At 61.0% G+C, this 24,188-nt stretch carries 21 protein-coding genes, 1 tRNA gene and 5 pseudogenes; 13 read left to right on the top strand and 14 right to left on the bottom strand.

Annotated features, from left to right (window positions below):
* Nucleotides 1–19 precede the first annotated feature (19 nt).
* Nucleotides 20–331, top strand: coding sequence for an ETC complex I subunit (locus tag ETW23_RS01805; protein WP_134828932.1), 312 nt, complete (start codon nt 20–22; stop codon nt 329–331).
* A 558-nt stretch (nt 332–889) separates the two neighbouring features.
* Nucleotides 890–2,081, top strand: a pseudogene (locus ETW23_RS01810) (IS3 family transposase).
* Between the two features lie 60 nt (nt 2,082–2,141).
* Here ETW23_RS01810 and ETW23_RS01815 read toward each other — a convergent pair.
* A pseudogene (locus ETW23_RS01815) lies at nt 2,142–3,197 on the bottom strand (IS5 family transposase).
* 66 nt (nt 3,198–3,263) lie between these two features.
* On the opposite strand from ETW23_RS01815, the gene ETW23_RS25590 reads away from it, so the two are divergent.
* Entirely contained in the window at nt 3,264–3,500 is a 237-nt protein-coding gene (locus ETW23_RS25590; RefSeq protein ID WP_254695112.1) for a M48 family metallopeptidase, read from the top strand.
* A 157-nt stretch (nt 3,501–3,657) separates the two neighbouring features.
* Here ETW23_RS25590 and ETW23_RS01825 read toward each other — a convergent pair whose 3' ends face one another.
* A complete protein-coding gene (locus ETW23_RS01825; protein ID WP_134828933.1) occupies nt 3,658–4,281 on the bottom strand; it encodes a hypothetical protein in 624 nt (207 codons plus the stop codon).
* Nucleotides 4,282–4,714: 433 nt separating this feature from the next.
* Between ETW23_RS01825 and ETW23_RS01830 the strand changes: the two genes are divergently transcribed.
* The 7 genes from ETW23_RS01830 (at nt 4,715) to ETW23_RS01860 (ending at nt 12,669) form a co-directional block, all read left to right on the top strand.
* Nucleotides 4,715–6,277 (top strand): ABC transporter substrate-binding protein, encoded by a 1,563-nt coding sequence (locus tag ETW23_RS01830; protein ID WP_134828934.1) that lies wholly within the window; start codon nt 4,715–4,717, stop codon nt 6,275–6,277.
* A 146-nt stretch (nt 6,278–6,423) separates the two neighbouring features.
* A complete protein-coding gene (locus tag ETW23_RS01835) occupies nt 6,424–7,404 on the top strand; it encodes an ABC transporter permease (RefSeq protein ID WP_129372163.1) in 981 nt (326 codons plus the stop codon).
* Nucleotides 7,401–8,351 carry an ABC transporter permease gene (locus ETW23_RS01840; protein ID WP_129372164.1) on the top strand — a complete coding sequence of 317 codons (951 nt, stop codon included), beginning with the start codon at nt 7,401–7,403 and terminating at the stop codon, nt 8,349–8,351. Before ETW23_RS01835 ends, ETW23_RS01840 begins: the two co-directional genes overlap by 4 nt.
* 4 nt (nt 8,352–8,355) lie before the next feature.
* Entirely contained in the window at nt 8,356–9,351 is a 996-nt protein-coding gene (locus ETW23_RS01845; RefSeq protein ID WP_134828935.1) for an ABC transporter ATP-binding protein, read from the top strand.
* Entirely contained in the window at nt 9,348–10,391 is a 1,044-nt protein-coding gene (locus tag ETW23_RS01850; RefSeq protein ID WP_129372166.1) for an ABC transporter ATP-binding protein, read from the top strand. The genes ETW23_RS01845 and ETW23_RS01850 overlap by 4 nt, the downstream gene beginning before the upstream one ends.
* A gap of 14 nt (nt 10,392–10,405) precedes the next feature.
* Nucleotides 10,406–11,326 carry a LysR family transcriptional regulator gene (locus ETW23_RS01855; RefSeq protein WP_134828936.1) on the top strand — a complete coding sequence of 307 codons (921 nt, stop codon included), beginning with the start codon at nt 10,406–10,408 and terminating at the stop codon, nt 11,324–11,326.
* 347 nt (nt 11,327–11,673) lie between these two features.
* Nucleotides 11,674–12,669, top strand: coding sequence for an SEC-C metal-binding domain-containing protein (locus tag ETW23_RS01860; protein WP_134828937.1), 996 nt, complete (start codon nt 11,674–11,676; stop codon nt 12,667–12,669).
* 61 nt (nt 12,670–12,730) lie between these two features.
* Here the strand turns inward: ETW23_RS01860 and ETW23_RS01865 are convergent, their stop codons facing one another.
* Both ETW23_RS01865 and ETW23_RS01870 read right to left on the bottom strand, forming a co-directional pair.
* A complete protein-coding gene (locus ETW23_RS01865; protein WP_134828938.1) occupies nt 12,731–13,288 on the bottom strand; it encodes a 3TM-type holin in 558 nt (185 codons plus the stop codon).
* Entirely contained in the window at nt 13,279–13,836 is a 558-nt protein-coding gene (locus ETW23_RS01870) for a holin-associated N-acetylmuramidase (RefSeq protein WP_134828939.1), read from the bottom strand. The genes ETW23_RS01865 and ETW23_RS01870 overlap by 10 nt, the downstream gene beginning before the upstream one ends.
* On the opposite strand from ETW23_RS01870, the gene ETW23_RS01875 reads away from it, so the two are divergent.
* Nucleotides 13,835–14,446: a hypothetical protein gene (locus tag ETW23_RS01875; RefSeq protein WP_134828940.1), complete on the top strand. Its 612-nt coding sequence runs from the start codon at nt 13,835–13,837 to the stop codon at nt 14,444–14,446. The genes ETW23_RS01870 and ETW23_RS01875 overlap by 2 nt on opposite strands.
* Before the next feature lie 46 nt (nt 14,447–14,492).
* Here ETW23_RS01875 and ETW23_RS25595 read toward each other — a convergent pair.
* Nucleotides 14,493–15,137 (bottom strand): annotated as a pseudogene (locus ETW23_RS25595) (transposase); the annotation flags it as partial.
* A pseudogene (locus ETW23_RS25600) lies at nt 15,138–15,580 on the bottom strand (transposase); the annotation flags it as partial.
* Nucleotides 15,581–15,594: 14 nt separating this feature from the next.
* Here ETW23_RS25600 and ETW23_RS01885 point away from each other — a divergent pair.
* On the top strand, nt 15,595–15,804 hold the full coding sequence (locus tag ETW23_RS01885; protein WP_134828941.1) for a hypothetical protein: 210 nt from the start codon (nt 15,595–15,597) through the stop codon (nt 15,802–15,804).
* Between the two features lie 54 nt (nt 15,805–15,858).
* On the opposite strand, the gene ETW23_RS01890 is transcribed toward ETW23_RS01885, so the two are convergent.
* From ETW23_RS01890 to ETW23_RS01925, 8 genes and pseudogenes are all read right to left on the bottom strand, one after another.
* A tRNA-Pro gene (locus tag ETW23_RS01890) sits at nt 15,859–15,935 on the bottom strand.
* A 184-nt stretch (nt 15,936–16,119) separates the two neighbouring features.
* Entirely contained in the window at nt 16,120–17,223 is a 1,104-nt protein-coding gene (gene leuB, locus ETW23_RS01895) for a 3-isopropylmalate dehydrogenase (RefSeq protein ID WP_129372161.1), read from the bottom strand.
* 120 nt (nt 17,224–17,343) lie between these two features.
* Nucleotides 17,344–18,390 carry an endonuclease/exonuclease/phosphatase family protein gene (locus ETW23_RS01900; protein ID WP_134828942.1) on the bottom strand — a complete coding sequence of 349 codons (1,047 nt, stop codon included), beginning with the start codon at nt 18,388–18,390 and terminating at the stop codon, nt 17,344–17,346.
* A complete protein-coding gene (locus ETW23_RS01905) occupies nt 18,387–19,223 on the bottom strand; it encodes a hypothetical protein (RefSeq protein WP_134828943.1) in 837 nt (278 codons plus the stop codon). Before ETW23_RS01905 ends, ETW23_RS01900 begins: the two co-directional genes overlap by 4 nt.
* Before the next feature lie 390 nt (nt 19,224–19,613).
* Nucleotides 19,614–20,210: pseudogene (gene leuD, locus ETW23_RS01910) on the bottom strand (3-isopropylmalate dehydratase small subunit); the annotation flags it as partial.
* Complete coding sequence (locus ETW23_RS01915; RefSeq protein ID WP_134828944.1) at nt 20,210–21,037, bottom strand: hypothetical protein; 828 nt, start codon at nt 21,035–21,037, stop codon at nt 20,210–20,212. The gene ETW23_RS01915 and the pseudogene leuD, both read right to left, overlap by 1 nt.
* A gap of 16 nt (nt 21,038–21,053) precedes the next feature.
* Complete coding sequence (leuC, locus tag ETW23_RS01920; RefSeq protein ID WP_129372156.1) at nt 21,054–22,457, bottom strand: 3-isopropylmalate dehydratase large subunit; 1,404 nt, start codon at nt 22,455–22,457, stop codon at nt 21,054–21,056.
* A gap of 53 nt (nt 22,458–22,510) precedes the next feature.
* Nucleotides 22,511–22,609, bottom strand: coding sequence for an isopropylmalate isomerase (locus ETW23_RS01925; RefSeq protein ID WP_245602898.1), 99 nt, complete (start codon nt 22,607–22,609; stop codon nt 22,511–22,513).
* Nucleotides 22,610–22,783: 174 nt separating this feature from the next.
* Between ETW23_RS01925 and ETW23_RS01930 the strand changes: the two genes are divergently transcribed.
* Nucleotides 22,784–24,160, top strand: a complete 1,377-nt coding sequence (locus tag ETW23_RS01930) for a mechanosensitive ion channel family protein (protein WP_134828945.1) — start codon at nt 22,784–22,786, stop codon at nt 24,158–24,160.
* The last annotated feature ends 28 nt before the right edge of the window (nt 24,161–24,188 follow it).

Genomic DNA, 24,188 nt, shown 5'->3' on the forward strand with positions numbered 1-24,188 from the left:
TCGAAGCGGGAGACAGCCCATGCAAGCGCGGATTTACCGGCCGGCACGCAATGCCATGACCTCTGGCATGGCCAAGACGCGGAAATGGGTGCTGGAATATGCGCCTGCCTCGGCCCGTGAAGTGGATCCGCTGATGGGCTGGACCTCCTCCGGTGACACCCAGAGCCAGGTCAAATTGCGGTTCGAGAGCAAGGAGGCGGCACTGGAATATGCCAAGGACCACGGCATCGAAGCGCAGGTGGCCGAGCCCAAGGAACGCAAGCCCAACATCCGCCCGGGCGGCTATGGCGACAACTTCGCCACCAACCGCCGCGGTCCTTGGACACACTGAAGGTTGTAAATCTTCCACGAGTTCCCACCGTTTCGGCACGAGTTCTCACCAAGATCTACATATAGGGCGCCCGGCGGGCGCCTTTTCTATATCTGGGCTGGTGCATAGTGGCAGAGGCTGACTGCATTGCGGAAACAGAGAACAGACTCCCTCGTTTTGCTGTGCATACATACTCGGGGCTGGGTAACTTCATGCCCGGCGATGGAGGCTGCGGCCACTTTCTGTAGCTGTGAAAAGTTAGAGTTTTGCATCAACCTGCTCAAAGGCGGCAGTCAGTTAAAAGCGGCATAGCCGCGGATTGTGGCCCTAAGGATGCTGCAAGAGCGAAAGTAACTATGCATCTCAGCTAAAACGGCCATACAAAATTACAGGCACACTACGGACAAAACGGTGGTTAGCACCAGTGGCAGCGGAGCGCAGGGAACGGCTTTGCAAGGTTTGCGGCGCAGTTGTGCAATGTGTCGGTTCTTGGAGATACTGAGCTACCCCCTGAATTTCGGACACTGACGTAAGCTGCGATTTGCTGTCTGCTGATCTTCGACGAAGAGGAGATCAGAGATGTCGAAACGGAAGAACCATTCGCCCGATTTCAAAGCGAAAGTCGCGCTTGAGGCTCTGAAGGGCGAGCGGACTGTTGCTGAGCTGGCGAGCCAGTTTGGCGTTCACCCAACGATGATCCACAGCTGGAAGCGGGCTCTTCTGGAGGGCGCGTCCGGCGTGTTCAAGCGCGGCGGCAGGAAGCCCCAGGAGATTGACGAAGAACAGGTCAAAGAGCTGCACGCCAAGATTGGGGAGCTGGCCGTTGCCAACGATTTTTTGTCACGAAAGCTCAAACCGTGGATCGGCAAGTGAGGAGGAAAATGATCGAGCCTGCCAATGCCAATCTGCCCATTAGCAAGCAGTGCAAGCTGCTGTCGATCTCGCGGTCGTCGTTCTATTATCAGCCCAAAGGCGAGACGGCTCTGAACCTGATGCTGATGCGCCGGATCGACGAACAGTTCCTGGAAACGCCGTTCTTCGGTGTGCGGCAGATGACTTGGCATCTGCGCAATGAAGGTCATTTGGTGAACGAAAAGCGGATCAGGCGGCTGATGAGGGTGATGGGGCTCATGCCGATCTACCAGAAGCCCAACACCCGCTGCCCGGCAGCACATGCAAAGCATGTGCGAGAGGGGGCAGGGCTGCGAAGGGGCACAAGACCTACCCCTATCTGCTGCGTGGTCTGCGGGTGGGGCGCCCGAACCAGGTCTGGGCGGCAGACATCACCTATCTGCCAATGCGCAAGGGGTTCCTGTATCTGGTGGCGATCATTGACTGGCACACGCGCAAGGTGCTGGCCTGGCGCATCTCGAACACGCTGGAAGCGGACTTCTGTGTCGAGGCGCTGAACGAGGCCATCCACAAGTTCGGCCCGCCCGAGATCATGAATACAGATCAGGGCAGCCAGTTCACGTCCTTCGCCTGGACGGACAGGCTGTGGCGATCCGGTGTGCGCATCTCGATGGATGGCAAAGGCCGGTTCCTCGATAACATCTTCGTCGAGCGGCTTTGGCGGAGCCTGAAATACGAATGCGTCTACTTGCATGCTTGGGAGACCGGATCAGAGGCGAAGGTCGGCGTCGGAAAGTGGATCGAGTTCTACAACCGAAAACGCCCACATTCCGCCCTTGGCGGCAAACCCCCGGCCGTGGTCTATTGGCTGAGAAAGCACAAAACCCAACCCGATCAGCAGGAGCAGAGAGTAGCTTAAATTACGCCAGAACCTGTCCAACAATTGGGGAGTAGCTCACTCCCCCTTTCCCCTCCGAACTTAGGCGACGCGGATGATCTCGGCGGTGCCTAGTGCGTTGAAGCGGTTGATGAGTGCGATGCGGATGTGGATTTCGGCGGTTTGGCGGTCGGGGTCTCTTGCGGCAATGCGCTCGCCGAATGCCTTTAAACAGCGCATCTTTGCCTCGATCCGGCTCCGGACGTGGTATCCTGTCCAGCGCTTCCAGAAGGCTCGACCGTAGCGTCGGGTGGCTCGCAGAGTTTCGTTTCTGACCTGCGCAGCCGGACAATCTTCTTTCCACAACCGACCATTCTTGCGGATCGGGATGATCGGGGCCGCGTCGCGTTCGAGGATCGCGGCATGGCAGCGTCGCGTGTCATAGGCACCATCGGCGATCACGGTGCCGATGTCTTCGTCCTCGGGGAACTGACCCAACAAGTCCGGCAGGACCGGGCTGTCGCCGTCGCGGCCGGGGGTGAATTCGACGGCACGGATGCCGGACGTGGCAGCATCCATCGCAAGATGAACCTTGCGCCCCTCTCATTGATTGCTTTGCAATCAACTGCCGGGCAGTGATTGGCGCCGCCCCTGAACGCCGTGCTTGCGGGCCTGCCACTCACCATCGCCAAGGAACTTGATCCCGGTGCTGTCCGCTGCCCGGCAGTGCATCACGCAGTGATGTCACGAGAGGGGACCAGCAGGTTCAGCGGCCCGTCGGCGCGGCGATATGGGATCTGGACGGCCAGCGTTCGATGGGCTTACGCGGCCCCGCTGGGGCCACGGTCCCAACTCACTCTGTCGGCGGCACAGCGTAGAGAAATCCGGAACGGGCCAATCCAGACCCGCCAGGTGCAAAAGGCTGGTGACCATCCCGACGGTCTGCCGGAGTGGCAGCTTGAACAGAACCTTGATCGACAGGCAGAACTGGATCGCCGCATCCGGGAAAACCGCAGGGCGGCCGGGGCTGCCATCATGCGGCGCGAGCCAGGTCATCTCTTTGTCCAACCAGATCAGAAGCGACCCGCGCTTTCTGAGCGCATCATTGTAGCTGGACCAATTCGTCGTACGGTAGCGGGCAGGTGCGGGCTTGCTCATCTGCCCCGTCTAACCGCATGGATTCGTGATGTGAATCCTTAGCACTCAGAGTCCTGCAACAACGCCGTGACGCGGCAGCAGCGGTACTTCGCCCAGTTCCTGCCGCGGACGCCGGAGCACAGGTTCGTCGCCGGAGAGACCCATCACTACCTCGGGCGCCAGTACCGGCTGTATGAGCACAACGCCGCCTTGTGCTTCATCTATCTGAATTGGGTGGTGCAGGAAATCGAGCGCAACCGCGGTGAGATCGACTATGGTCAGCTGATGCCCTGGCACGGCCCGGTCGGCCGGATCGACGGCTGACAGGCTATCGCCGCGCAGCAAACGGGGGGCACGCATTCTCACACAGCTGAAATCCCATGCGGGATTCCGGCCCCCAGCCTGTTCGGACAGGCTCCGAGTGAAACGTGCCAGTCTTCATAGCCTTAATCCGTGGTGCCCTGCGCCGACGTGCTCGGGTTTAGGCAGAAACCGGAACAAGTTCAGCGGCAAGCTCCAGTACAAACCCGCTAACCGCTTCCCGGGCTTGGTCCTGGGATTTCTTCCCGCGCAGCTTGCGGGCAAGCGCTGAACCACGGGTTGAGGTTTCCTGCGCCAGCAGCAGCACGGCAATTTCCCGCAGCTGATGCATGGCCAGATCAGCCTCGTCCCGCCCCAGAAACCCTTCAAGCTCAGCCGGCGCGGCACATTCGGCCAGCAGGCGTTTCAGAGCCGGTCCATTCTTTGTCACCTCGGCCCAGGCAATGCAGATGTCGGTCATGCCGGCCATCTCGAAGTGAAAATCCGCAATCGGCAAACCAGCAGTCTGCCTGGAGTAGCCAGCCTGCCGCTCGACCCGGAGATCCCGCCGCGCCGGGTCATAGGATATTTTGAGTCCATCGATTGTCACATCCGATGCAATTAGGTGCCCAAAGCGCTTGCGCAGACTGAGCGCTTCGGCGAACAGCACAAGCTGCAGAAGGCCGGCCTGCGGCAGGTCGCAGGAAATGCGCTGGATGCCGCTGCGGCCGGCGTGTTTGTAATTGAGCGCGAGCCGGGCACCGCCGTTCTCCCGCGCCTCCATTGAAAAAATCTGTGCAGGCATGGAGCGGGTTATATGGAAGGCTGCCGGACCTTCAAGTTGCGGCCGACAAAGTTCTGCGGGGCTAGGCGGTCATGCGCCTAAGGTAAGGCAGCACATGGAAGGGACGCATCTGCAACGTGGCGTCCTTGGCCGTTCGAGTATGGTTCAGAGCGTGGAGCTGCCGGTCAGGCTGGATCTCTCGGTCTGGGAAGAGCAATTTCGGGGCGTTTTCCCCGAGCAATGCCACGCAAGATTCGCTGAAAACTGACCTCGGAGGTGCTGGTTTCCACTGCGCCCTTGCCCGATTGCTGACCATAAGCGCTTGCAAAGGAACAGATATTCCCAAGGTGCATAGCTCCAATGTGCAGGTTGCATACCCTATGCGATATCGGCATTTCACAGACGCCGCGTCACCGGATAGCGTTCACGCCATAATCACAGGGGAGTATGCCTAATGACGAAATTTGTCAGAAGCCTGGCGGCCGCAGCCGTTGTGGCGGCGATGGCACCGGTTGCCTATGCCGAGACCACAGTGCGCGTTGCCTATGACGCTGACCCGGTTTCACTGGATCCGCATGAACAGCTGTCCGGCGGCACGCTGCAGCTGTCGCACATGGTCTTTGACCCGCTGGTGCGCTGGACCCAGGACCTGCAGTTCGAACCGCGCCTGGCCGAAAGCTGGGAACAGATCGACGGCACCACCATGCGCTTCAAGCTGCGCAGCGGCGTCACCTTCCACAGCGGCAACGCGCTGACCGCCAAGGACGTGGACTGGACCTTTGACCGGCTGAAGGAAAGCGACGATTTCAAAGCGATTTTCGCGCCCTTCACCGATGTTGAAGTTGTCGATGACATGACCTTCGACCTCAAAACCTCGGAGCCTTATCCGCTGGTCCTGCACACCGCGACTTACATCTTTCCGATGGACAGCGCCTATTATTCCGGCACCACTGCCGACGGCAAGGAAAAGGCCGAGATCGTCAAGCACGGCGACAGCTTTGCCTCCCGCAACGTCTCGGGCACCGGACCGTTCATTGTTTCCGAGCGTGAACAGGGCGTGCGCGTGGTGTTCGACCGCTACGCCGATTACTGGGATGCAGATGCCGGCAACGTCGACAAGATCGTGCTGACCCCGATCAAGGAAGACCCGACCCGGGTGGCCGCGTTGCTGTCCGGCGATGTTGATTTCATTGCACCGGTTCCGCCGACCGACCTGAAGCGCGTGGCGGATGCCCAGGGTGTCGACCTGATCACCATGCCCGGCACCCGCATCATCACCTTCCAGATGAACCAGAACCGGGTTGAGGCCTTCAAGGACGCCCGCGTCCGCAAGGCGATCGACTATGCGGTGAACAACTCCGGCATCGTCGACCGTATCATGCGCGGCTTCGGCACTGTTGGCGCACAGGCCAGCCCGGCCGGCTACCTGGGCTACAGCGAGGATTTCGCACCGCGCTTTGACCTGGAGAAAGCCAAGTCGCTGATGGCTGAGGCAGGTTATGCCGACGGCTTCTCGATCACCATGATGGCGCCGAACAACCGCTATGTGAACGACGACAAGATCGCACAAGCGGTGGCCTCGATGCTGGCGCAGATCAACATCAAAGTGGATCTGCAGACCATGCCCAAGGCGCAGTACTGGCCGACGTTTGACGAGCGCGCAGCGGACATGATGATGATCGGCTGGCACGCGGATACCGAAGATTCCGCCAATTTCCACCAGTTCCTGACCGCCTGCCCGGACGAAGCAACCGGCAATGGCCAGTACAATTCCGGCAACTACTGCAACCCGGAAGCCGACGCGCTGATGAACGCCGCCAACGCGGAAACAGACCCGGCCAAGCGTACGGAACTGCTGCAGAAGCTGGAAGGCATCCTGTATGATGAGGCCGCGTTTATTCCGCTGCACTGGCAGAACCTGGCATGGGGCGCCAAGTCCGGCATGAACGCAGGCGACATCGTGAATGCGCTGAACTTCCCCTATTTCGGCGACCTGATCGTCGAAACCGGCAGCTAAGCCGTTGATCTGACCCGGGCCGGTCTCCTCCGGCCGGCCCGGGCTACCAATACAACAAGCGGCCGCCAAAGCCGTGTATGCAGAACCCGCGGTTCCCTTGAACACGGTGTTTTACGCTGTAACCAAACTCTACAAAGGTCAGGACGATGTTTGCCTATCTCGCCAAGCGAGTGATCCAGGCGATTGCCGTGATGTTCGTCATCTCGCTGATTGCCTTTGCCATCCAGGGCAACCTGGGCGACCCGCTGCGCGAGCTGGTCGGGCAGTCGGTCTCGGAAGAAGTACGTCAGCAGCTGCGCGATGAGCTGGGTCTGAACGACAGCTTTGTGACGCAATACCTGCGGTTTGCGGGCAATGCGCTGCAGGGCGATCTGGGCACCTCCTATTTCTTCAAGGAGCCGGCGCTGGACGTGATCCTGAAGAAGCTGCCGGCAACGCTGGAGCTGGTGTTCGGCGCGACGCTGATCATCGTCGGCTTCTCAGTGCCGCTGGGTGTCTATACCGCAATCAAACCCAATTCGATCCTGAGCCGTATTATTATGGGCCTGTCGATCATCGGCATTTCGATCCCGGTGTTCCTGACAGCGATCCTGATGATCTTTGTGTTCTCGGTGGAATACGGCTGGCTGCCCTCCTACGGGCGCGGTGATACCGTGCAGGTCTGGGGCTATTGGCAGACCAACTTTGCCACTGCCGATGGCTGGCTTCACATCATCCTGCCGTCGATTGCGCTGGCCTCGATCATGCTGCCGTTGTTTGTCCGCCTGATCCGGGCCGAGATGATGGAAGTGCTGCAATCGGAATACGTCAAATACGCCAAGGCAAAGGGCATCAGCCCGTGGCGGATCTATTTTGTCCATGCCTTGAAGAACACGCTGCTGCCGGTGATTACCGTGGGCGGCGTGCAGATCGGCACTATGGTGGCCTATACCATCCTGACCGAGACGGTGTTCCAGTGGCCGGGCATGGGCTTCATGTTCCTTGAGGCGGTGAACCGTGTCGATACCCCGCTGATCGTGGCTTATCTGATTGTTGTCGGCTTCATCTTTGTGGTCACCAACACCATTGTCGATCTGATCTATGGCCTGGTGAACCCGACCGTGAATATTGCGAGGATGGGCGCATGAGCACCGAAACGCTTTCCCCGAAATCCGAACCGTCGCGCTGGTCCAAGGCCTGGAATTCCAACATGGGCTACAGTTTCCGCCGCAACCCGGTGGCGATGGTCAGCATGATCATCTTCCTGGTGATTGCCGGAGCTGCCTTTCTGGCCCCGCTGATCGCGCCCTTTGACCCGTACGATCCGGGGTCCATTGATATCATGAACTCGGAGTATCCGCCGGCCTGGGTCAGCGGTTCACTGCCTGAATTCATGCTGGGCACCGATGATCAGGGCCGCGATCTGTGGTCGACCATCCTGTATGGCACCCGGCTGTCGCTGCTGATCGGTATCTGCGCGGTTGCGCTGCAGGCCTTTCTGGGCATCTCCATCGGGCTGGTGGCCGGCTATGTCGGCGGCCGCCTGGACAGCCTGCTGATGCGGCTGGCAGACATCCAGCTGTCGTTCTCGACCCTGATGGTGGCGATCATCTTTCTGGCAGTGACCCAGGCGATGTTCGGGACTGATACCTTCAACCGCTATGCTGTCGTGTTCCTGATTGCCGTCATTGGCGTCGCGGAATGGCCGCAATATGCCCGCACCGTGCGCGCCACCGTGCTGGCCGAGAAGAAAAAGGAATATGTCGACAGCGCCCGCGTGCTGGGTTTTGGCCCGCTGCGGATCATGGTGCGGCACATCCTGCCGAACTCGCTGTCGCCGATCTTTGTGATCTCTACCGTGCAGGTCGCTAATGCGATCATCTCCGAGGCCTCGCTCAGCTTCCTGGGGCTGGGGATGCCGCCCAGCCAGCCGTCGCTGGGCTCGCTGATTTCCTCGGGGTTTGATTACATCTTCTCGGGCAGCTGGTGGATCACCGCCATCCCCGGCGTGGTGCTGGTGGTTCTGGTCCTGGTTATTAATCTGCTGGGCGACTGGATGCGCGATGTCCTGAACCCGAAACTTTACAAGGGGTAACGCGATGAGCCTTCTTTCCGTTCGCGACCTGACCGTGAAATTCGCCATGCGCGACGAGACGGTCACAGCCCTCAACGGCATTTCCTTTGATCTGGCCAAGGGCGAGCGCTTGGGCATCGTCGGCGAAAGCGGCGCCGGCAAGTCGATCACCGGGTTTTCGCTGATGAACCTGCTCAGCCGCCCCGGTTACATCGACAATGGCCAGATCCTGTTCGATGGCGATGATGTCGTGCAGATGAACGACAAGCGCCTGCGCACCATGCGCGGCAACCGGATGGCGATGATCTTTCAGGATCCGATGGTGACGCTGAACCCGGTGCTGACCATCGGCCAGCAGATGGTTGAAACCCTGCTGGCGCACCGCAAGCTGAGCCGCGAAGAAGCGCGCCAGATCGCCATCGTCAAGCTGCGCGAAGTTTATATTCCGTCGCCGGAAGAACGTCTGGAACAATACCCGCACGAGCTGTCGGGCGGCATGCGCCAGCGGATCATCATTGCAATTGCGCTGCTGCTTGATCCGCAGCTGATCATCGCGGATGAACCCACGACGGCGCTGGATGTGACCATCCAGGCCGACATCATGGAGCTGCTGCTGGAGCTGTGCCAGTCGAACCAGGTGGGGCTGATCCTGATCACCCATGATCTGGGCGTGGTCAGCCAGATGACCGAGCGCACGCTGGTCATGTATGCCGGCCGCATCATCGAGGCGGGGCGCACGCGGGAAATCATCAATGATCCGCAGCACCCCTATACCCAGGGTCTGATCAACGCGCTGCCGCAGCAGACCGTGCCCGGCCAGCGGCTGAAGCAAATCCCCGGCAACATGCCGGGCCTTACCAATGCACCCGCAGGCTGTGCCTTTAATCCGCGTTGCAAATACGCCACCGACCTATGCCGCAGCCGGGTGCCGGAAACCGTGCAATACGGTGAGGTCGAGGTGGCCTGCCACGAGGTGCAGCGCCTGCACAGCGACGAAGACCGTAAGGAGGCACGGGCATGAAAGACGCAAAGACTGACCGCCCGCTGCTGCAGATCAAGAACCTGGAAAAACGGTTCGATCTGGATCAGGGCTTCCTTGAGACGCTGAAGTTCAAACAGGGCAAGATCGTGCGTGAAAGCCGTGCGGTCCATGCGGTGAACAATGTTTCGCTGGAGGTGGGCCGCGGCGAGGCGCTGTGTGTGGTCGGCGAATCGGGCTGCGGGAAATCCACTGTGGCGCGGCTGGTGGCGGGCCTGCTGACCCCCACCGCAGGCGAAATCCATTATGACGGCCAGCGCATTGATGACCTGTCGCGCGGCGCTATGCAGCCCCTGCGCAAGAAGATCCAGATGATCTTTCAGAACCCCTATGCCTCGCTCAACCCGCGCATGACCATCCGGCAAGCGCTGGAGGAACCGGTGCGCCATCACAACCCCGGCGCCTCGGCGGCCGAGGTGCGCGACAAGGTGACCGAGGTGATGCTGTCGGTGGGGGTCGATCCTAGCTGGGCCAAGCGCTACCCGCATGAATTCTCCGGCGGCCAGCGCCAGCGGATCGCCATTGCCCGCGCTCTGACAGTGGACCCGGAATTCATCATCGCGGATGAGCCGATCAGCGCGCTGGACGTGTCGATCCAGGCGCAGGTGCTGAACCTGATGCTGGAGGCCAAGGAAAGCCGTGGCCTTACCTATCTGTTCATCACCCACGACCTGAGCGTGGTAGAGCATTTCGGCACCCGTGTTGCGGTTCTGTACCTTGGGTCGGTTTGCGAGGTTGCGGACACGGCAACGCTGTTCTCCAACCCCAAACACCCCTATACTCGGGCCTTGCTGTCCGCAGTGCCGCAGCTGAAGGATGACCGGCCGAACCACATCCGCCTCAAGGGCGAGATCCCGACGCCGATCAATCTGCCGCAAGGCTGTCCCTTCCAAAGCCGCTGCGCCTTTGCGGACGCACGATGCAAAAGTGAACAGCCAAAAGCCATTCACCAGCCCGATGGCAGCACCGTTGCTTGCCATGCTGTCGAGGAAGACAGGCTGGATGCGGTGGCCGCCGGTTAAGACGGGACACCCAGTTGGACATCATCTGGCTTAAGGATTTCGAAGCTTTGGTCGCGTGCAAGAACTTCTCGCGCGCGGCCGAGGAACGCAATGTCAGCCAGCCGGCCTTCTCCCGCCGCATCCGGGCGCTGGAGAATGAGATCGGCGTGCGGCTGATCAACCGCGAAACCCTGCCGCTGACCCTGACCCCGGCGGGCGAGGTGTTCCTGTCCCAGTCCCGCATCATGCTGCGCACCTACGAGGAAACCATCGAACGCTGCCAGACGATTGATGCGGCGGGCGAAAATGTGATCCGCTTTGCCGCCTCGCAGTCGCTTTACATGACGCATTACAAGACGCTGATCGCGCCCCTGGCCAGCGAGGGAGGGGTGGATACCGACCTCAATTCCACCTCCTGGGCCGCCGACCAGTTCGTCAGCGCGCTGCAGCAGGGCTATTGCGATGTGATCCTGACTTACTGGCATCCGTCGATGGATTTCCTTGGGCCCCTGGAAGTCGCCAACTTCGAGCATCTGACCCTGTCCACCGACCGATATGTGCCGGTTTCCCGCACAACCCCTGACGGCGTGCCGGAATTCTCCTTTCCCAAAGGCGGCAAGGACGCGGTGCCGCTGTTGTCTTATGGCGCGGTCTCGGCGCTGCGCTCGGTTCAGGAATTCGCACTGGCACAGCTGTTGCCCGGCCAGAAGGTCTTTGTGGTCAACCAGAACGCGCTGGCCAACAGTGTCAAGGCGATGATCCAAGAGGGCTTTGGCATGGGCTGGCTGCCCCTCAGCCTGTGCCGTGAGGAAATCAAGCAGGGGCGCTTTGCGGTGGTGGACGACCGGCTGGCCACCGATCTGGAAATCCGCCTTTACCGCGATCCGCGCAGCACCAAGCCGGCGTTGGATGTTCTGTGGAAAAAGCTGCATATGTCCGCGCTGGCAAAGGTCTGATCCCACCTCCAGAAAGCACTGAGCACCGCTTCAAAAAACCACCCTAAGGCACCTTGTTATATTGGCCGGAGCGCGAGAGTTTGAACCTCCCGCCCCTGTCTTCCGAAGACAGTTCAGCGGGGGTGGGGCTTTGTTTTGTTGGGTTCAAGGGGATCTTAGGCGCCGCTTGAGGGCTTTCAATGTCGGTATTTCCTGGCAGTGCCAAGAAACACCGCTAGGACGGCTCCGAGACGCTACTATCCGTAAGCGGTTGTGGCACCGCCGTACCACTGGAAAGACTGTTCGAAGTCCCGTAAAGGTTGCGGTGCCTGTTTGAGTATCACCCAATCATTTGCGAGTACCGAAACATGGAAAACAAGCACGGACTACCAAGGCAAATTGACGCAGATACGTGCAGAACGATCCGACAGGAAGCAGGTTTCGGATGTGTGATCTGTGGCCACGCAATCTGTGATTACGAGCACATCGACCCGGTCTATAGCGAAGCTAAAAGCCACGACGCGGGGAGGATGACCCTCTTGTGCAAACGGTGTCATGGCAACGTCACCAGTAAGCTATGGTCCAAGGAAAAAGTTTGGGAGCACAAGAGTAAACCAGCATGTCACAGAGACGGGTTTTCACACGGTATTTTCGACTTTTCAGGCGAGATGCCAATTGTGAAACTCGGACCAGTGACGGCTAAGAATTGTGATTACATTCTTACTATCAAGAATGAGCCGGTTCTTTGGTTCAACCCACCTGAAGAGAACGGCGGCCCGATCCGTCTGAACGCTGACTTTAGAAACTCTGGTGGCAAGTCTATTCTCAAGATCGAAGATAACGAGTGGCGGTCTGACGCTGAAAACTGGGATGTCGAGCAAACCTGTAACGCACTAATCTTTAGAAACGGGCCAGGAAGTGTCGCTCTTAAACTTAGGGTGGTCCCCAGGTCCAAAATTATTGTCGAGAGTATGGATCTTTCAAGTTTCGGGTACCGTCTGACTTGCGACGGTAAGGACTTAGGAATTACAAATCCAGATGGGTACCATCAGCATGCGGCCGGCCAGAAAATCAACGATTGCGTTGTGGCTTTGGGTGTCGGTGACGATAGAGTGGCGTATGACCCTGCCGTACCTCTCGCAAGAGGCCAGGGTGCTGCATTGAGCCTTGCGGGAATCGACTATGGAAGAGGAATGAAGCCCGGTAGCGTAGTTGAAAGTGGCCGAATAAATGTAGGTGCGCCAGTATCGCCAAAGATCAAACGCACCCAAACGTTGGCAGCAAAAGTGGGACGGAAGCTTGGTCGTAACGCCGCCTGTCCTTGCGGAAGTGGCCAAAAATTCAAACGCTGCTGCGGACAGTAGAGTACCTTAAATGCGCCCAGGGTAACTCCCCAAGGCACAACAAGTCTGAGCGGCTGAGGTTTCAGATTTGGTTGCCCAATTTCCATGCGGCTACTGCAGCGTTTTCTTCGCCGTCCCGCGGATCGTCGTCTGCTTCGGCTTCGCCGGGTGACAAATGGTCGCGCAAACGTCGCATGTTCTCGATAACCTGGGGCGCCCGGGCGACGGCATCGGAAACGGATCGTTCGAAGTCCTGGGCTTTCAGCTGCATTCGCCCGCCGTAGTAAAAGCCGGTAATCACGCTCACCAAGGCCCAGTAGCCCGTCGGCAGGAGCGCGAGTGCAGCGAAGGTGACGGCCATCTGTTCAGGCCACAGCATCACCGCCGGGATCACGCCCAGGACGGTCAGGGTTATCACGGGCCGCACCATGCGGTTCAGGCTGTCCATCAGGCTGTCGAAACATGTGCGCTGCTGGTGGGCTTGGAACTCTGCCGCGTATTGCGACAGGGCGGCAGCGTCAATGTCATGCGCCCGCGCGGCGGACGCCTCCGCATTTGGGCGAAAAAACCCGCCGACCCGCTCCACGGTCGCCCCGATCTGCTCGGCGCCGCCGCCAATAAGCCACTTGATCAGCCCCATGTTGCTACCCTCTGTTTGAACTGCGTTTCGGTCAGGCGGTACTTTGGCGCCATGAATTCTTCGGCGCGTTTGATCCACCCGTCTTTATCGCCTGCGCGGACCCGGGCGTATTTGCGCGACGCCGGGCGCTGGTCTGCCAGCCGGAAAGTATAATCGCGCCAGGCGATGCCGTAGGCATCGACCAGATACTGCCCGGCCTTTGCAAAGGCGCGATTTGTTGTGCCGATGGATTGCGGTCCCAGCGCGCCGTCAACGGTCACACGCTCGCCAAATTCAGCCATAAGCCGCTGCAAGATCCGCACACCATTGGAACCAGTATCAACTTGCATGTCGTAGACGCTGGCCTGTAGCGGCGCGGGCTGCTGGTCGATCTTGGGGCCGTAGAAATAGTGACGCTTGTAGATTTCGACCGCCTCAGACACGTTCAGCGCCCGGACGTCTGCCGCCGTGGCAGAGCCGCGAAGACGGCGCAAGGTGCGGATCGTGACGCCGTATTCGGTCGGGCCGCCGGGGTCGTTGGGGTCGTTCACATACGCCAATACCCGCATGGTCTATGTCGACACCAAGCATGAACGCCCCGCGGCGCCGAACACGGTTCGTCGGGAACTGGGCTGCCTCGAAACGGCGCTGCGGTATTTTGTGAGGGAAGGACACCAGACCCAAGCTTCAAAGGTAACGTTGCCCGCGAAAGGGGAGGCCAAAGAGAGCTGGCTGACCCGGGACAAGGTCGCGAAACTGATCCGGGCGGCACGCGCCCGCCCGACGGAGGACAGCACAAAGAGCAAGAGCCGGCATATGGCGTGGTTCATTCTGGCGGGGGTCTACACGGGCACGTGCAAAGAGGCGTTCTTGAACACCAAGCTCGAACACCAGACCAAAGGTGGCTGGATCGACACCACTACCGGGACCTACCACCGGAAGGGCGTCGAAGAACGCACGACTAAAAAGCGGCGCGCTCCAGCGAAGTTGCCCCGAAAGTTCCTGGGGCATGTTCGGCGCCTGAAAGCGAACGGCAAGATCTGGCTGGTGGAACACGACGGCGCCCGTGTCGGCTCCATCAAAACGAGTTGGCGGACGATTCGTCAGAATGCCGGGCTAGGGGGCGACGTCACGCCGCACACTCTCAAACACACAACGATTACCTGGGGTGGGCCCTGATGCACAAATCGGGGTTTGACCGTAGTTCCCCTTTCCCCGGACGGACTTACCCCACGGGCCGCGTAACAGATATGCCAAGCGCAGTGTAGCCGTTCAGCACGGCGATACGGACCTGCAGCTCGGCGACTTGGCGTTCGAAGTCTCGTGCCATCAAGGATTGGCCAAGGAGTTTGATGCAATTCATACAATCGTCGGGAAAAGGATCCCCCGGATCCTTTTCTGATCCTCCTCATATCTCGACACGGCTCCGGCGGTGGCAGCCGCTCCACCGTCGCCAGACGGCACGGCCCAAGTCCTTCGAGGCTCGCAGCGCTGCGTTGCGGGCGACGGCGCCGGGACTCGTTGGTTTCCAAGGCTTTGCGTTCTTGCGGGGCGGTATGACAGCGGCAGCATTTCGGGCAGCGATTGCCTCGTGGCAATTTCTTGTGCCGCAGGCCCCGTCGGCTGTGACCGGCGCGACGTCCTGATCCGCTCCGGTCTGGCCCAGCAGTTCCGGTAGTATGGGGGCGTCGCCGATATTGCTACTGGTGACATCAACCGCCCGAACTTCCAGCGTTTCCTCATCAATTCCCCTCTCGGGATCATGCTGTGCATGACCCTGACGGGCAAGGGATGTGTATCTTGCGCCAGATGCGCCGCTTGGAGCCACCCGCTGCCCGGCAGCACATGCAGGGCATGTGCGAGAGGGGGGCTTTCGGGCATTCCACTCACCTTCGCCCTCGGCCTTGATCCCGGTGCTGTCCGCTGCCCGGCAGTGCATCACGCAGTGATGTCACGAGAGGGGATCAACAGGTTCAGCGGGCCTTTCCCTCCACGGTAGGGGATGGCCACGTTCAGCTTCCGTCGGCGACGGCACAAGGGGCTGAAGTCCGGGACCGGCCAGTCCAGCCCGACCAGCCGCAGGAGGCTTTCGACGAACCCAGCCGTCTGTCGCAACGGCATCGCGAACAGCACCTTCATCGTCAGGCAGGTCTGGATTGCGGCATCGCTGAAGCTCGGCTGCCGTCCCGTCGGCGCAGGTCTCCACACAATGTCGGGATCAAACCACACCGTCAGCGAACCGCGCCGCCTTAGTGCCTCATTGTAAGCCGGCCAGTTCGTGGTCTTGTACTTCCTAGCGGCCCAACTGCTCATGGCTCACAGCTAGCATGCTGGTTTCACGCAGTGAATCCCTCGCCCGATTTTTGCAACAAGGCCCCGGGGCGATGCAATCCGGCCTGAAATTGGCGGTTGCGGCCAATTTTTTTTCGACCTCAATTGAGACATCAGAGCGCGTTTGTTACCACCACCACCCGGAGTTCCAAACCGAAGCGGCGGAGCTTATGAACGGCAAAATCGAGGGGTTTCTGGGTGACTAACCAGAAACGCGCCGCCTAAAAATAAAAAAGACGCCCTAAGGCGCCTTGTTTTATTGGTCGGAGCGAGAGGATTCGAACCTCCGGCCCCTGCCTCCCGAAGACAGTGCTCTACCAGGCTGAGCTACGCTCCGACCGTGGAGGGCGAAATAGCTCAGGGGCGGGGTTTGACAAGGGCGATTCCGTAGAAAGCTGTGGTTTTCAGGAATTCTTTTTGCGGGCGCCAAAGGGGCCTGCGCGATCATGGGAGGGGCATAAAAAAAGCCCCGCGCTGACGGTCAGGCGGGGCTTTGAAACGTGCTTGGACCTGCCTCAATATCAGAGGCTTGCCTCCAAGGCGGCAAGCACGGCATCGCCCATCTGGCTGGTGGAAACCGGCTCCACGCCGTCTTCACCCAGCAGGTCGGCAGTGCGCACGCCGTCGGCCAGCACCTTCTCAACCGCGGCTTCCAGTCGGTCGGCCTCGGCGCCCTGATCAAAGCTGTAGCGCAACGCCATCGCAAAACTCAGGATGCAGGCGATCGGGTTGGCCTTGCCCTGACCGGTGATGTCGGGGGCGGAGCCGTGCACCGGTTCGTACAACGCCTTGGGGCGGCCGTTTTCCATCGGTGCGCCAAGCGACGCAGAAGGCAGCATGCCAAGCGAGCCGGTCAGCATCGCCGCACAGTCGGACAGGATGTCGCCGAACAGGTTGTCGGTCAGGATCACGTCGAACTGTTTAGGCGCGCGCACCAGCTGCATCGCACCGTTGTCGGCATACATATGGCTCAGCTCAACCTCGGGGTAGTCAGCCGAGACACGGGTCACCACTTCACGCCACAGAATGCCGCTTTCCATCACATTGGCCTTCTCCATCGAGCAGACCTTTTTGCCCCGGCGCATCGCCAGCTCAAACGCGGAGCGGGCGGCGCGTTCGATCTCGCTCTCGGTGTAGCGCTGGGTGTTGATGCCGACGCGTTCGTTGCCTTCTTCAAAAATGCCGCGCGGCTCGCCGAAATAGACGCCCGAGGTCAGCTCGCGCACGATCATGATGTCGAGGCCGGCCACGATGTCCTTCTTAAGCGAGGAGAAATCTGCCAGCGCGTCAAAGCACTGCGCCGGACGCAGGTTGGAATAGAGGTCCATTTCCTTGCGCAGACGCAACAGGCCGCGCTCGGGTTTTACCGAGAAATCCAGATCGTCATAGGCCGGGCCGCCGACGGCGCCGAGCAGAACAGCGTCGGCCTCCTGGGCCTTGGCCATGGTTTCATCCGCCAGCGGTAGCCCATGCTTGTCATAGGCCGCGCCGCCGACCAGATCCTCGCTCACATCGAACTGCAGGCCGCGCTTGCCGCCGAACCAGGAGATGATCTTGCGCACTTCGGCCATGACTTCGGGGCCGATCCCGTCGCCGGGCAGAATCAAAATCGATGGGTTGGGCATGGGAGTCCTCCTAAAAACAGCTGGCAAGGGCGTAGCGGGACAGCGGGGCAGGGTCAACAATAGGCCCTGAAATTAAAGGGGTTTGGTTGGGATTCGCGCAGGCCGGGCCGGGTCCTGGCCCTAGTCCAGCGCGATATCGGCCCAAACCAGCCGGTGGCGGCTGGCAATGGCGGCTGCTGCACCCGGAGCATCCGGCCAGACAACGCCGCTGCCGGTGACGGTCAGCCCGGCAGAGGGCAGCACATAATCCACCCGCATCCGCCCGGCGCCCTGCCACTCCACGGTTGCAGTTCCGGCTTGCGGGCTGAGCGGCTGCGGGTCCTGCAGCCGGGGATCGCCCAGCAGATTGCGGATGGCGTCCTTGCGGCCTTCACCGCGTTCGGGGTCGAGATTGGCGTCACCGGCAATCACAAAGGGCGCTTGGGGTACGGCGCCCAGTCGGCCATCCAGCAGCAGCTGCCACAGGCGGATTTCATCGCGGTTGCGCCGCCCGTTGCGGTCTTCCGGCCCGTCAAACACTGGCGGCGTAGCGTGGAATGTCATCACGTTCAACTGGCCGCCGCCGGGCAATTCCAGCGGCACCAGCCAATGCGCGGTGGCAGACAGGCGCTGCACCTTCTGCACCTCGCTGGAGGGAAACGGGCGCCCGTCCGGGTGTTCAGGCAGCAGCGCGCCGGGCAGGTCCCGCCACAGCAGGGCCGAGAATTCGCGGATACCGTCGCGATCAACCGGCAGCCGCGACAAAAGCGCAATACCGCCCTGGCCGCGGAACCGGCCATAGCCCTGATTGTCACGCGGCCCGCCGGTCCTGCCATTGCCATCCATATCCAGCAGGGCCGGGGGCGGCAGCCCGGTATTGGGCTGCAGAAAAACACGGTAAGGATAGGCGGCCCCGGCCTCTGCCAGCAGCCCGGCCAGGGCGGCAAGGCTGCGGCCTTCGTAGTCCCAATCAATCCCCTGCAGTGCCAGCACATCCGGCTGTGCGGCAGAGATCACCTCTACCACCGCGGCAATTTGCGGATCGCCGCCGCGCTCGATGTCGCGCAGCAGCAGGCCGGGCCCGTCCCGTGACAGCTCTGTGTTGAAGGTTGCGATGCGCAGGGTGCCGGCCTGGCCTGCTCCGGCGGCAAGGATCAGAAGAAGGAGGCTCGCCGCCAGCCGCCTCATGCGGTTTGCAGCGCCTCGTCCGCGGCGCTGCCGGCGGCGCGCCGTTTGTGCATGATCAGCCCGGCGATGCGCTGCATGGCCATGCCGCGCATGATCATCGAGGCAGGCACCAGCGCCCAGGCGCTGATCACCCAGATCAGCATATGCGGGGCTGCCAGAATTCCGGGATCGACCAAGCCCGAGGCCATCTTGACCGCGGCGGGCAGGGCAAACGGCAGCAGCACGCCGCCGATGACATTGACCCGCGCGTCGCGCTGCAACCGCTGCACCACATCGCCGCCAGTGGTGGGGTCGAACAGCGGCAGGTTGACCCACACATTGAAAGCGCCGCTGCCGACAGGCCAGTGGCCGACACGGATCACCAGCGCAAAGCCGGCAATCGCGGCGCCGGCGATCGCATAAACCAGCCCGGCGGCATCGCGCACCATCAGCATTGTGGCTTCCGGGACCTGCGGCGGCAGCATCAGAACCGTCAGCTGCACCGGCGAATAGGCAAAATCCAGCTGTCCGCCCAGCCAGCCGCCAAGACGGTGGATCAGCGCGGTCAGCCCGGTCGGCTCCAGCGGATGGGCCGCCAGCAGGCTCAGCGCGCCGACAGACGCAGCACAGGCGGCAAAGCGCATCCGGTTGATCGGCGGCGCATTGCGGAAATCCACGAAGCTGGGGAAGTGCGAGTTGTATTCGGTGAAGGCCAGGGCCGACCCCAGGAGCGCAATGAACAGGATGATTTCCGGCGACTCGGTGGCCGATGCCGGCAGGATCAGCGTCGGCATGGCAAACAGCATAGCCACCAATATGCCGCGGAACGCCGCGCCTGTGATGCGTGCAAACACGTCTCTCAATCCCTTCAAACTGGAACGGGCGTTTTCGCCTCTGGGTCCAGAATTGAAGCCCCCGGGAATGGCCCAGGGCGCTCTGCCTCATTTTTGCCCTATTGTTGCCGGGCGGCGGCTTTCCGCTCAAGGCCCGGCGGCAGGGCAGGGGCCACTTTCCCCGCGGCACTGGTGCCCGATTGCATCAGGGTTTTGGTGAAAAACAAACGGGGTGGGGGCCGCCTACCAGATGCAGTGGAAGAGAGCCGGGGGAGCACAACGAAAGGGTCAGAGCTGAATTGCGGCGGGAATGCGGCGCGAATCTGGCGGGCGAAAACAGAAGAGCCGCCCGGGCCGGGCGGCTCTGAAGTGTTTTTGGCAGAATGCGGGGGCAGACCCAGGGTCAGACCCAGGGCGGGCCTGCGCGGTCTTGTCTTCAAATGTCTTGATGGCGTCCGCTTTTTCCATCGTCAGGCCGATATCGTCCAGACCGTTCAGCAGGCAGTGCTTTTTGAAAGCATCCACTTCAAAAGAGATCACTTCGCCGTCCGAGGTGGTGATCTCCTGCGCTTCCAGGTCCACGGTCATGCGGGCGTTGGCGCCTTTTTCCGCATCGGCCATCAGAAGGTCGACCTGTTCCTGCGGCAGCACGATCGGCAGGATCCCGTTCTTGAAGCTGTTGTTGAAGAAGATGTCGGCAAAAGACGTCGAAACGATGCATTTGATGCCGAAATCGGCAATTGCCCAGGGCGCGTGTTCGCGCGAGGAACCGCAGCCGAAGTTGTCGCCCGCCACCAGAATCTCAGCGTCCCGGTACTGCGGTTTGTTCAGCACGAAATCCTCGATCTCGGTGCCGTCGCGGTTATAGCGCATCTCGTCGAACAGGTTCTTGCCGAAGCCGGTGCGCTGAATGGATTTCAGGAACACCTTGGGGATGATCATGTCGGTGTCGATGTTCACCAGCGGCATCGGGGCGGCGATACCCTGCAGTTTCTGGAATTTTTCCATTACTCGTTTCCTTGTTTCTGGTGCTTCAGACCGCTGAGATCAAAACCGATCTCCTGCGCGTGGCGTGCGATGAAGCTGTGTTTTTCGGGCCGGTGCGTCTTGTGGTAGCGGCGCACCATGGATGCGTAGAGATGAACGGCCAGCGTGTTTTCGGTGAGCCAGCCGTCTTCCTGGCACTGGCCGCTGAACAGCACGTCGGTCAGAACGCCGCGGATCGGATAGAATACCTCCGGCTCGCGGACGTGTTCGACCTCGCCGGTCAGGTTCAGCGTGTAATCCAGTGCCCGGGGGCCAAGCGACGGGCGCTGCAGTTCAAAGGCTGCCAGCAGGCGCTTGCCGGGCGGAGCGGCCTCCACCTCCTTGCGGATCTTGCGGCCCAGCCAGGGCGGCACCCATTCGGGATCCTCAAACCAGTCCAGCAGATGGTTCAGCGTTGCGGAGCCTTTCGGCAGCCGCAGCACCGCGCCGTTGATCGAGCGCGTCGGCTCATAGCCCACGTGATAGTCCACGTCCGGCAACGGCCGGCAGCAAAGCATATCTGTGTCGATCCAGATCATCTCCGTCTGTTTCAGCAGATACAGGCGGAACAGATCCGACAGCATAGACGCAGGCGCCTCCCCGTGCCCCGCCTGGACGGGGTCCCAGATTTCCGCTGCCGGGCAGGTGCGGACACCTGGCGGCACCGGCGGCGCCGCAGGCCCGGTGTGGAACAGCACAACCTCGTGGCCGCGCTGCACGAAACTGGCCAATGACAGCTCGTGCAGCCAGTTCAGGCTGTCACCGATCCACAGGCTTGCGACTGCGGGAAGGGAAGGGCTGGACGGCATCGGTGCCCCCTTAGGCTCAGATCAGCTCACGCACATCGGTCAGCTTGCCGGTCAGTGCAGCGGCGGCTGCCATGGCTGGCGACACCAGATGGGTGCGGCCCTTGTAGCCCTGACGGCCCTCGAAGTTCCGGTTCGAGGTTGCGGCGCAGCGCTCGCCCTCGGACAACTGGTCAGGGTTCATCGCCAGGCACATGGAGCAACCCGCAAGACGCCACTCGAAACCGGCAGCCTCAAAGATCCCGGCCAGGCCTTCTTCTTCGGCCTGGGCACGCACCAGGCCGGATCCGGGAACGATCATGGCGCGCATGCCGTCCTTGATCTTCTTGCCCTTCACCACCTCGGCCACGGCGCGCAGATCTTCGATGCGGCCGTTGGTGCAGGAACCGATGAATACGGTGTCGATCTCGATGTCGGTCAGTTTCTGACCGGGGGTCAGCCCCATGTATTCAATCGAACGGCGGGCCGCCTCAACCTTGCCGCCGGTGAAATCCTCAGGTGCGGGCACCACACCGGTGATCGGCAGCACGTCCTCAGGGCTGGTGCCCCAGGTCACAACCGGCTGGATGTCTTCGCCCTTCAGGGTGACAACCTTGTCGAAATGGGCGCCTTCATCGGTGAACAGGGTCTTCCACCAGGTCAGCGCGGCTTCCCATTGGGCGCCTTTGGGGGCGTGCGGGCGGCCTTTGACATAATCATAGGTGGTCTGGTCCGGGGCGATCAGGCCGGCACGGGCGCCGCCCTCGATCGCCATGTTGCAGACCGTCATGCGGCCTTCCATCGACAGATCCCGGATTGCTTCGCCGCAATACTCAATCACATAGCCGGTGCCGCCGGCGGTGCCGGTCTCGCCGATCACAGCCAGAGTGATGTCCTTGGCGGTCACGCCCGGCTTCAGCTTGCCGGTGATCTCCACCTTCATGTTCTTGGACTTTTTCTGAATCAGCGTCTGGGTGGCCAGCACGTGCTCGACCTCGGAGGTGCCGATGCCATGCGCCAGCGCGCCAAAGGCGCCGTGGGTGGCAGTGTGGCTGTCACCGCAGACCACGGTCATGCCGGGCAGGGTCCAGCCCTGTTCCGGGCCAACGATATGCACAATGCCCTGGCGGACGTCATCTACCGGGTAGTAATGCACGCCGAATTCGCGGGCGTTCTTGTCGAGCGCCTCAACCTGGATGCGGCTTTCCTCGTTCTCGATGCCTTTGGCACGGTCGAGCGTGGTCGGCACGTTGTGGTCCGGCACCGCGATGGTTTTATCCGGGGCATGTACGCCGCGGCCGGCCATGCGCAGGCCTTCGAACGCCTGCGGGCTGGTCACTTCGTGGACCAGGTGGCGGTCGATATAAAGCAGGCTGGTGCCATCCTCGGCTTCATGCGCAACATGCGCATCCCAGATTTTGTCATAGAGTGTTTTGGGGGACATGGGTCCACTCCCGTATGTATTTGGGTATGCTGGCTTTGGGCTGGGCAACGGCCTTATAGGCGCGCCAGGACCGTGCGGGCGGCGCCATAGAACCGTTCGCGCAGCCGTGCGCGGTCTTGCAGTTCTATCTTTTGCGCCAATACGAGGGTCATGGCTGTCAGATACATCCGCAAGGGCCGGCAATCAAGATTCGTTCTAACGCCGGGGTGATGCAGGCGGCAGAGACATCAAACCGCCGTGCCGTCTGCCCACGGCCGGGCGCCGCCCTTGTCTCATCTTGATCAAAGCATTCAGGAGCGGCACACTGGCGGAAAAAAGGGGGCGTGATGGAGCCGGAAGAGCAGACCCTGCCAAAGGACGCAATCGCGGAAAGCACCGCCGACGCGCTGGAATTCGGGCAGCAGATCTGGGACTTGCTGATGCAAGGGGGCGAGCTTCTGCTAAGGCCTTGGAACGCCTATCAGGTTGGCATTGCACTGGCGGTGTTCGTGCTGGCTGCCCTGATCGCCAAGCCGTTGGGCAGCGCGTTCCATGACTGGCTGCGCGGGCGCGAGGGCTGGCCGCGCTGGCGGATGCGGGTGGGGCTGGTGCTGCACAAACGGATCCGCGGCATCCTGTTTGTGCTGCTGATCTGGCTGGTGGTGCTGATCATGCAGGAGGCGACCTGGCCCAGCCGCTCGCGGCTGCTGGAGCTGATCGGCAACCTGTCGCTGGCCTGGCTGATTGTCTCATTTGCGACCAGACTGGTCGGCAATCCCTTGCTGCGGAACCTGGTGAAATACGGCGCCTGGACCTGGATCACCCTGCGTATTCTGGGCATCACTCAAGAGGCAATTCATCTGCTGGACGGCGTCGCCATCGAATTCGGCGACCTTAGGATCTCGCTCTATCTGGTGGTTCAGGCGGCGGTCATTCTTGGCGTCATGCTGACGCTGGCGCGGGTGATTTCATCGGTGGCGGCCAACCGTATCCGCGGCAACGCCGATATCTCCCCGTCAATGCAGGTGCTGGGCGCCAAGATGGCGCAGATCCTGCTGTTCGGCGGTGCGTTCTTCATTGGCCTTAAGGCCATCGGCATCGACCTGACCGGGCTGGCAGTGCTGTCCGGCGCCATCGGTGTGGGTCTTGGTTTCGGCCTGCAAAAAGTGGTGTCGAATCTGGTGTCGGGCCTGATCATCCTGTTGGACAAGTCAATCAAACCGGGCGATGTGATCAGTCTCGGCGATACCTTCGGCTGGATCAACGCGCTGGGTGCGCGCTATGTCTCGGTCGTGACCCGCGACGGGCGGGAATACCTGATTCCTAATGAGGACCTGATCACGTCGCAGGTGGTGAACTGGTCGCATTCCGATAAATTCGTGCGGCTGGATCTGACGTTCGGCACCAGTTACGGCGACGACCCGCACAAGGTGCGCAAGATCGCGATAGAGGCGGCCTTGGGAGTGAACAGAGTGCTGAGCGCAGGCGGCAAGAAGCCGGTCTGCCATATCACCGGTTTTGGCGACAGCAGCGTTGATTATGTTCTCAGAATCTGGATCGACGATCCCACTGGCGGCCTCACCAATATCCGCGGCAATGTCTATCTGGCGCTGTGGGATGCGTTCCAGGCCGAAGATATCTCGATCCCCTTCCCGCAGCGGGAAGTGCGGATGCTGAACGACCCGCTGCCGGTCAGGGTTGCACCTGCCGGAAATGAGGGATAAAGCACAGGGCTTGCATCGCCGGAGCGGG

Origin of the sequence: Leisingera sp. NJS201 (assembly GCF_004535885.1) — a bacterium.
Taxonomy (GTDB): Bacteria; Pseudomonadota; Alphaproteobacteria; order Rhodobacterales; family Rhodobacteraceae; genus Leisingera.

Bases quoted from the DNA above. Each gene is read 5' to 3' on its own strand.
- leuC (WP_129372156.1), bottom strand. From the start codon at position 22,457: ATGTCCCCCAAAACACTCTATGACAAAATCTGGGATGCGCATGTTGCG.
- leuB (WP_129372161.1), bottom strand. From the start codon at position 17,223: ATGCCCAACCCATCGATTTTGATTCTGCCCGGCGACGGGATCGGCCCC.
- ETW23_RS01845 (WP_134828935.1), top strand. From the start codon at position 8,356: ATGAGCCTTCTTTCCGTTCGCGACCTGACCGTGAAATTCGCCATGCGC.
- ETW23_RS01865 (WP_134828938.1), bottom strand. From the start codon at position 13,288: ATGGGGCTGATCAAGTGGCTTATTGGCGGCGGCGCCGAGCAGATCGGG.
- ETW23_RS01850 (WP_129372166.1), top strand. From the start codon at position 9,348: ATGAAAGACGCAAAGACTGACCGCCCGCTGCTGCAGATCAAGAACCTG.
- ETW23_RS01835 (WP_129372163.1), top strand. From the start codon at position 6,424: ATGTTTGCCTATCTCGCCAAGCGAGTGATCCAGGCGATTGCCGTGATG.
- ETW23_RS01930 (WP_134828945.1), top strand. From the start codon at position 22,784: ATGGAGCCGGAAGAGCAGACCCTGCCAAAGGACGCAATCGCGGAAAGC.
- ETW23_RS01830 (WP_134828934.1), top strand. From the start codon at position 4,715: ATGACGAAATTTGTCAGAAGCCTGGCGGCCGCAGCCGTTGTGGCGGCG.
- ETW23_RS01840 (WP_129372164.1), top strand. From the start codon at position 7,401: ATGAGCACCGAAACGCTTTCCCCGAAATCCGAACCGTCGCGCTGGTCC.
- ETW23_RS01870 (WP_134828939.1), bottom strand. From the start codon at position 13,836: ATGCGGGTATTGGCGTATGTGAACGACCCCAACGACCCCGGCGGCCCG.
- ETW23_RS01875 (WP_134828940.1), top strand. From the start codon at position 13,835: ATGGTCTATGTCGACACCAAGCATGAACGCCCCGCGGCGCCGAACACG.
- ETW23_RS01915 (WP_134828944.1), bottom strand. From the start codon at position 21,037: ATGCCGTCCAGCCCTTCCCTTCCCGCAGTCGCAAGCCTGTGGATCGGT.
- ETW23_RS01885 (WP_134828941.1), top strand. From the start codon at position 15,595: ATGCTGGTTTCACGCAGTGAATCCCTCGCCCGATTTTTGCAACAAGGC.
- ETW23_RS01825 (WP_134828933.1), bottom strand. From the start codon at position 4,281: ATGCCTGCACAGATTTTTTCAATGGAGGCGCGGGAGAACGGCGGTGCC.
- ETW23_RS01925 (WP_245602898.1), bottom strand. From the start codon at position 22,609: ATGACCCTCGTATTGGCGCAAAAGATAGAACTGCAAGACCGCGCACGG.
- ETW23_RS01900 (WP_134828942.1), bottom strand. From the start codon at position 18,390: ATGAGGCGGCTGGCGGCGAGCCTCCTTCTTCTGATCCTTGCCGCCGGA.
- ETW23_RS01860 (WP_134828937.1), top strand. From the start codon at position 11,674: ATGGAAAACAAGCACGGACTACCAAGGCAAATTGACGCAGATACGTGC.
- ETW23_RS01805 (WP_134828932.1), top strand. From the start codon at position 20: ATGCAAGCGCGGATTTACCGGCCGGCACGCAATGCCATGACCTCTGGC.